6 protein-coding genes are annotated in these 7,463 nt (G+C 67.1%); 2 read left to right on the plus strand and 4 right to left on the minus strand.

Annotated elements, in window-relative coordinates; all coding sequences use genetic code 11:
• The first annotated feature begins 531 nt into the window (after positions 1 to 531).
• Positions 532 to 1,023, plus strand: coding sequence for a hypothetical protein (locus tag ABD350_RS11225; RefSeq protein WP_344347760.1), 492 nt, complete (start codon positions 532 to 534; stop codon positions 1,021 to 1,023).
• Positions 1,024 to 1,146: 123 nt separating this feature from the next.
• Positions 1,147 to 1,986, plus strand: coding sequence for a hypothetical protein (locus ABD350_RS11230; RefSeq protein ID WP_344347761.1), 840 nt, complete (start codon positions 1,147 to 1,149; stop codon positions 1,984 to 1,986).
• A 295-nt stretch (positions 1,987 to 2,281) separates the two neighbouring features.
• On the opposite strand, the gene ABD350_RS11235 is transcribed toward ABD350_RS11230, so the two are convergent.
• The 4 genes from ABD350_RS11235 to ABD350_RS11250 all read right to left on the minus strand — a co-directional run bounded on the left by ABD350_RS11235 (position 2,282) and on the right by ABD350_RS11250 (position 6,927).
• On the minus strand, positions 2,282 to 2,920 hold the full coding sequence (locus ABD350_RS11235; protein ID WP_344347762.1) for a Cap15 family cyclic dinucleotide receptor domain-containing protein: 639 nt from the start codon (positions 2,918 to 2,920) through the stop codon (positions 2,282 to 2,284).
• 2 nt (positions 2,921 to 2,922) lie between these two features.
• Complete coding sequence (locus ABD350_RS11240) at positions 2,923 to 3,834, minus strand: nucleotidyltransferase domain-containing protein (protein ID WP_344347764.1); 912 nt, start codon at positions 3,832 to 3,834, stop codon at positions 2,923 to 2,925.
• 298 nt (positions 3,835 to 4,132) lie between these two features.
• Positions 4,133 to 4,513 (minus strand): hypothetical protein, encoded by a 381-nt coding sequence (locus tag ABD350_RS11245; RefSeq protein ID WP_344347765.1) that lies wholly within the window; start codon positions 4,511 to 4,513, stop codon positions 4,133 to 4,135.
• On the minus strand, positions 4,513 to 6,927 hold the full coding sequence (locus ABD350_RS11250; protein WP_344347766.1) for a DEAD/DEAH box helicase: 2,415 nt from the start codon (positions 6,925 to 6,927) through the stop codon (positions 4,513 to 4,515). The genes ABD350_RS11245 and ABD350_RS11250 overlap by 1 nt, the downstream gene beginning before the upstream one ends.
• Positions 6,928 to 7,463 lie beyond the last annotated feature (536 nt).

The following is a 7,463-nucleotide window of genomic DNA, read 5'->3' on the forward strand; positions in this document are numbered from 1 at the left end:
GCCGCTGACTTCCTGGAGCCTGCTCGGACGCCGCTGACGCAGGTCTGAACCGGGACGGGGGTGAGGCCCTCTCCCCGCCATGTGGTGATCGGTCGATCATGCCGGGATGAGACCGGAAAAAGTCAGAGCGTGGACGTGTTGGTCCATTACCATCCGCAGATGGCTGACAAGCGCCCGCCGGGCACTCTGGGTGTTGACCTGCGTAAGCCAGGACTGCGTACTTGTGGACTGTGTGGCGAGGTACGTGAGATGACAAAAGCTCATGTACCGCCCCAAGTGGCGGGCAATCGAGACAAAGTGACATGTGCGACTGTTCGTGTCCACAATCAGGTGCGCAGTAACGGCCGGCCTGCGGCTGGAGGGATGTGGCTACGGGGCCTGTGCGGCGATTGCAACAGTCTCGCGGGATTGCACTACGACGCGGCCTACGGCGACTTCGTGGCGGCGTTGCGTACCTATGCCCGGGCAATGCCGCTTCTCTGCCTCCCCCGGCCGGACCCTGCTCCGCCCGTTCGTCTCGCACCGGGCCGCGTGGCACGGTCAATCCTGATCGGCATGTTCGCCACCACCCCTCATCTGCGGGTGATGTTCCCCGGACTCGCCGCAGACCTGCGCGAGCGGCGCGATCACATCACGATGCCAGACGGAGCCACTCTGCGCCTGGCCCTGTATCCCTTCAGAGGAACGCGTCTGGCCAGCATGTTCAACGCGGTCAGGGTCCTGAAGAGCCGACGACACTACGACATCTTCTCCGAGGTCTACTTCCGGCCCCTCGCCTGGACACTGACCTCCAGTGGCCGGGGATACGTCGAGAGCATGGGTGAGTCCGTCTTCGACAACCCCCGATGGGCGACCGTGGACGACTGGATCCAGTACGGCGACGACGTCACCATGGTCGACTTGCGCGATCTCTGCCGACAGGGCATACCTCGGGTGCACCACCCTCTGCTCGGTGACGACCAGGACGACTGGATCCAGTTCTTCAGCGATCAGGTCACTGCAATCTTCGAAGGCCAGTGCTGACGGAGCCCCGAAACCGCGTCCACGCGGTCAGGCCAATCCTGGCATGGTCTTGCGAGCCCAGCGGAAACCGTGAGCCGAAATTGCCTTCTCGGTCGGCCTGACGCACCAGTACGCTCACGGACCATGACCCTGGCACGGCCGCCCTTCTCTGTCCGGACAGGCCACAACGAGCCTTTCGACTACGCCCCTTACGACGGCGTACCTCGCCACCTCGTCGGAGCGCTGCAGGCGTGGGTAGCACAGCACTTCTCGCCGGGCGACGACTACGCGGTGGAGGCTTGCCTGCGGCTACGAATGACACCGCTCCCAGGGCTGAGCCCCTACGACGCGTTGGTCGGTGCCGACGGCATGGACCTGCTCGACATCGTGGACCTCATTCTCGGATGGGAGCAGCCGGATGACGGCGAGCCCATAGGACTCGGAGGGGATTTCGAGGGAAGGCTAGCCCGAATCCTGAACGCCGCAGGATCGGCCTACCGAGTAAATGACGCTGGCAACGGGCTCGAAGAGCGTGTCGTCCCCATCGTTCGCGACGCGGTGAGTCAGACCATCGACGATGCATCGACCGCCACGGACAAAGGATCAGCAGCCGACCACCTGGCGCTCTCCTGGCAGGCGGCCTACGGGCTGCGCCCAGACCCGGTACGGGCGTACAGCGAGGCGATCAAGGCGGTCGAGTCCGCTGCCCACGCCGTCGTCGAACCAAACAACAGCAAAGCAACGCTAGGCACGATGCTGCGTGTGCTCCGCGACGCATCGCACAGGTTCACCACCTCGCTGGGAACAGGATCGACTATGCCGGTCGAGGTGATGATGCGGGCCTTGTGGGAAGGCCAGACGTCCCGACACGGTGGTCAGGGCGGCACTGTGCCGGAGACCTTGGAAGCTGCTCGTGCCGGTGTTCATGCCGCAGCCACTCTTGTGCAGTGGTTCACCTCCGGCGCGGTGACCCGCGTCCTCTGATGAACCGAAGACCGAGCCAGGCGTGACGCCCAGGTGGGTGTACCACTCGGCGGCGACGATCCGATGCCGGACGTCGGGGTGAGACGGGACAGGAGGGCTGGGGTGCGCTCCCGCCAAAATCGCGCTTGGCTCGCACAGGCCCTCTACGACCGGCTGGACCGCCTCACCGAACCTGCCCCGGTCGTCACGTAGCTCGCTGGGGAACCGTTCCCACGGACTCCGAATGCTGACCCCTGGGACGGACATGCCAGGGCCCCGGGGGACCAGTCTCCCGGGGCCCGCTCCTTGCTGCTCTTCAGTTGCTGGTGTGCGCCGGGTCGGCGGCCTGAGCTTCAGCGAAGGTGCCGTAGTCGGTGGATCGGTCGAGCAGGGTGAAGTCCATGTCGCCGGCGGTGAACCGGCTGGTGTAGTAGTGCCCGGTCGCGGCCTTGGGCCGGAGGCCGGTGACCGCGATTCGGCAGGCCCCTTCGTGCCGCGGGCTTCGATGCTGGTGCTCCACGCGGGGCGTGTTGTCGTACAGGAAGCCGATCTCGGCAGTTCCCGAGTTCTCGGGGGCGCTGATGGTGGCGTTGCTCGACCGCGAGGTGCTCTCCTTCGTGCGGAGCGTGGCGTGCAGGCTCCAGAAGGTCTGCTCAATCGTCATGTACGTGGTGATCGGACCCCGGTTCCCTCCCTCCGGGATGTGGCTCTCCGGGCTCGGGACAAGCACTACCCGCCAGGTGCCCGTGACCCAGGAGCGGCCGGTGAAACGGTGGATGACGGGCCAGTGCCAGGCCCACTTGTCGAACACGACGGTGCCGTATCCCACGAGAGCCGGGATGTACGCGAACAGGTACCGGAACTCGGACGGGTACAAGCCCAGGACGACCAAGACGACTGTGTAGAGGGTGGCGGCGATGGTGGCGCCGGCGCGAATGGTGGTCGCGGTGTTCATCGTCAGCTCTCGTAGTTGAGGTAATACCACGCGCGCTCGATCAGCTCGCGCGCGTCCTTCTCCGTCCACTTCTGACCCTCGCCGAACACCTTCTTGATCCCGTTCGGCTCCACCATGCGTTGATAGCCGAACCAGACTCCCGTGAGCTGCCGGTAGACCTCCCGCAGGCTCTCGCGGACCACAGCGTCCAGGCTGCCCTCGCGGAGAAAGACGTCGTCCGGGACGTTGTAGATCAGGCACTCGGAGAAATACGACGGAAGGGCCTTGATCACACCCTCGGAGGCGAGGTCGTTCTCGACGTTCTTCAGCACCCGCACCACGAACTTGTACCGGTACTTGGTGTTGGTGTTCTTCGTGCGGCCGTTGGCCAGCTGGAGCTCGGGCCAGTTGATGACACGCTTGCCGTTGCGCCCGTAGACGACACTCCCCACGTACTCCCCGCCGGGAGCCGTGGTGTCGTAGGCCACCCACTTGAAGCACGGCACCACGTCGATGCTGGGACGGCTGCCCACAACCTCCGGAACGTACAAGGCGAGGTTGTGGTCCGTGTCCACCCAGCCAAAGTGGTTGGTGAGCGCGTCCTCCACCTCCTGGCGGAGCTTCTGCCGGGTCCACGGCCCCGTGTAACGGGCCGGCTGCCCAAACCACCAAGCCGCCGGCCCCTCCGTATGGACGGGGTGGTTGAGCTTCACCATGATGTCGACGTCGCTGTCACCGCGGACGTTGGTGTTGTTGGGGTACGAGCCCTTCGACGCCACTGTGATGTCGAGCCCCTGGAACGGCTCGTGTCGAAGCACCGCCTGTTTCACCATGCGCTCGGCGCGCTCCAGCCGGAGCTGTTCGGAAGCACCCGGGGGGTTCTTCCATTTGTTGATCAGAGCGATCCGCTGTTCATACGTCAGCTGCCGTGTCATGAACGCCTCCATGCTTCGGCGCGCCTGCGCCAGCCAACAGCCTACGAGCGGGCACTGACAGCGACACACCGATAAATCCGCCCGCGACCAGGCGGGGAGCTTGCCCCGCCGCGCCAGGGGAGCAGCTCGACATCCCAGGTCCTACACGCACCCCAGTGCGATGCCGCAGCTCAGAACCCCCCAGGCATCGCACCCCAGTGCGTGTAGGGACTGGAAGTAGTGCCGCTGTCCCCGGACAGCGGCAGGCCCCGGGCCGCTCGTGCGCCCCGGGGCCTGCCGCCGTTCTCACCGCCGCCGCTCACCAGTCGTCGGGTGCGCTGCCCACCCACGCGATCGGCCGGCCCTCGCTGTTGCGGCCCCAGTGCGGCTTCTCCATCGAGGTCTCGTGCCCGTCGGGCAGGACGCAGATCCGTCCCCAGCGGACGTGCTTGCCCGCGCAAGCCTCGATGAGCCGGGCCGCGTCGCCAGCCGCCACGGCCTGGTCGTAGCGGTCCTGAAACGGCTGGAGGCGGGCGCACAGCTCCATGCCGAGCTCCGTCTCCGCCTCCACCCGGGCCCGCGCCTCCTGCACCCCAGGATCGGACAGCACAGCCGAGATGACGTCCTCCGCCTCCGCGAAGGCCCTGGTGCGGGAGTGCCGCCGCACGGCTTCCTGCACGCGCCGCTCCTCCTCGGTCATCACGCCGCTCCTTCCGTGGCCGCCCACTCCAGCCCGAGGCCGGCGAGCGCGGCGAGCCTGTCGGCGGTCAGCTTGGTCCGGCGGCTCTTGCTGTTGCTGAGGAACACCCCGAGCTTGACCTCCGTTCCGTCCGGCAACACCTCTACGTGGGCCCTGGGGACCTTCACAGAGCCCGTGCGGGCCTTGTACTGCGCCAGGGCCGCAACGCCCCTGTCGAAGGCGCTCACGGGCGCCGTGGACGGCTCCGCGGGCACCTCCGCCTCCACCGGGGTCGGAGTGGCGGCGAGCGGGGTGACGCCGACGGCCTCCAGGCGCTCGCGCTGCCCCTCCGCCAGGGCCGCCCACACCTCGGGCTTGCGCTGCCGGGCCAGCCACTTGCCGACGTCCATGCCGTGCACGGTGAAACCGGGCAGAACCTGAACCGGGCCTTCCTCGTCACGCACCAGCTCGCGCAGCGCGGCGTAGTGCCGCTGCCACTCGGGGGACCACGACGGGTTCCAGTCCTCGTCGATCTCCTTCAACGCGGCCTCCCACTCCGGGTGTTCAGCCAGCGCACCGGGACGGCGCAGGTTGGACAGCCACTGCCCGATCGGCTTGTCCAGCGCGGCCGCCGACCGGGGCGCGCACAGCGTCCAGTGCTTCGCGTAGTACGCCCGGGCCGCCGCCAGGTTCTCCTGGAACCGCGCGTCGGCCGCCGTCCAGGCCATGCCCAGCTTCTCCAGCCGCGCGGCGCGCCGGCCGCTCATCTGCCCGGCCCCGTACGCCCGTCGCTGCTCCGCAACCCACTGCCCGAGCGGGAACGCGCCCTCCTTGTGCTCGTACGGAACCCGAGCGTGACCCTCACGCTCCGTGAACTCCTTGAGCTTCGCCCAGCCCCGCGCCCAGTCCTGCCGCTCCGTGTCGATCACGTTGAAGGACACCCAGTTCGCGACCATCACCGGATCACGCGGAGCCGCAAAACGGAGCAGCAACCGGGTTTCTTCCTCGTTATCACCCGGTGCGGCACCAATGTACTCGGAGGGCTGCACGACGTCCTTCTGAGGCTCCTGCGGGATCGCCAGCAACTCCACGGCCTCCTCATCGTGAGCCCGCAAACCCTCCAATACCTTCACCAAAGGCCGGTACGAACCCGAGGTGAACATATCCTCCGGGCTTTCATCGGGCTGGAGGAATACCGGCACGATCAAAGAGGCGAGCTTGCCTTCTCCGGGCTTCTGACGCAGCGCGCGGCCGATCGCCTGCACGATGTCGTGCGGCGCGCCCTTCGGGTCCAGCAGGGCCACGGAGTCCACGGCCCGGATGTCCACGCCCTCCCCCAGAACACGGCAGTTGGAGAGCACGGCCCGCCGGGCGGTGGAGCCGAACTTGCCCAGCACCTCCCGCCGGCGCTCCGGGACGTGCTCGCCGCACAGCCAGTCCGCCCAGATCTCCGCCGGGTACTTCTCGGGCTGGTCGGCGTGCAGCCGCTTGGCCACGCGCTCCAGGCCCTCCGCGTACGCCGCGGCCTCTATGGTCCGGTGGTGGAAGGTGATGCAGGTCTGGAGGTTGTGCTGCGCCATCGTGTGCAGGAGCGCGGCCTGCAGCGCCCCCAGGCGCTGCCCGCGGACCTCCTCCGTGTGCCGCTCCTCACCCATCAGCCGCTCCGGCGTCACCACCGGGTCCTGGAGCTCCAGCACGATGATCTGGTACCGCGCCAGCAACCCGCGCGACACAGCCGACGCCAAGCTGAGCTTGTACAGGACCGGCCCGAAGACCTTCTCATCGTCCATCGAGGCCGCCATCTCACGCGGCAGCGGATCACGCACCCCCTCGGCGACCTCACGGTTCAGCCGCTCCTCCCAGATCCGCGGCGTCGCCGTCAGATACAGCCGACGGTGCGCCGGGATCTTCTCCTGGTCGTGGATGTCCGCCCACGCCTTACCCATCGACCCACTGGTCCGGTGCGCTTCATCGACCACCGCCAGGTCCACCGGTGCGAGCCTCTGCCCGTAGGCGCCCTCGAACGCCTCCGTGAGCACGCCCAGCGACGCGTAGGTGGCGTAGATGGTCACCGGCCCCGTGGAGTGCCACAGCGCCAGCTGCACGGGGTTGGTGGTGGACCGCACCCCCAGGTGCCACAGCTCCGGGTCGTCCAGCGGCGAGCACACCATGACCGCCGGCCCCTTGTGCCCGGCCTCGCTCCACGCCTTCACGGTCTGTGCCAGGAGATCCAGGGTCGGCACCACCACGAGAATGCGGCCCTTGGGCACAATCCGCTTTGCGGAGGCTGCAGCGATGATGGTCTTTCCGGTTCCGCACGCGGCGTGCACCTGCCCGCGCAGACCATTCCAGGGAATGCCGCCCGGCGGGATATCGAGGCCGCGCACGATGGCGTCTACGGCCTCAATCTGGTGTTCACGCAGTTTCACGGCCATTCCCGTGTTCTCCTTTTCCTGGAGTGCGGCACGTAATAGGAATGAGGATCCGGCGCGGTGAGTGGCGGGCCGGGGGTGGTGGTGTCTGGTCCCAGACTCTACACAGTGAGTGCGGGTGATGCATCACCCCTGCGACAGCTTCCCCCTGTAGGCTGATGCTTGACTGAATCTTGCCTCGCACGCACGGTTCATAGGGTATGCTGGCGGGGTATTGGTGAACGCGAGCGGCCGGTTTCGAGGGTGGGGGAGGGGTTCGGGTGGAGCGCAGCGGAGCCCCTCACTGCAGTGAGGCCGGCACTCCGTCAGGCCGACGGCCCGTCACCCTCGTTGCTGCGGTGGTGGCCAGGAACCCCAAACCCTACACAGGCCCGCACGTGATGCACCTTCCCTCGTAGCCAGCCAAGGCAACCGCGCTTGCGCGGGTGCCCACAATTCGCGCTTGCGCGAATTGCCCTGTCTTTTGAATTCCGCTTGCGGAATTCTATTCCGGCGCTTGCGCCGGAATCCGAATTGCGCTTGCGCAATTCGTACTCTAT

The organism is Streptomyces nogalater (assembly GCF_039532885.1).
In the GTDB taxonomy this organism is placed as follows: domain Bacteria; phylum Actinomycetota; class Actinomycetes; order Streptomycetales; family Streptomycetaceae; genus Streptomyces; species Streptomyces nogalater.

Excerpts from the sequence above, each read along its gene's own strand:
- ABD350_RS11230 (WP_344347761.1), top strand. The coding sequence starts at position 1,147 with ATGACCCTGGCACGGCCGCCCTTCTCTGTCCGGACAGGCCACAACGAG.
- ABD350_RS11240 (WP_344347764.1), bottom strand. The coding sequence starts at position 3,834 with ATGACACGGCAGCTGACGTATGAACAGCGGATCGCTCTGATCAACAAA.
- ABD350_RS11245 (WP_344347765.1), bottom strand. The coding sequence starts at position 4,513 with ATGACCGAGGAGGAGCGGCGCGTGCAGGAAGCCGTGCGGCGGCACTCC.
- ABD350_RS11235 (WP_344347762.1), bottom strand. The coding sequence starts at position 2,920 with ATGAACACCGCGACCACCATTCGCGCCGGCGCCACCATCGCCGCCACC.
- ABD350_RS11250 (WP_344347766.1), bottom strand. The coding sequence starts at position 6,927 with ATGGCCGTGAAACTGCGTGAACACCAGATTGAGGCCGTAGACGCCATC.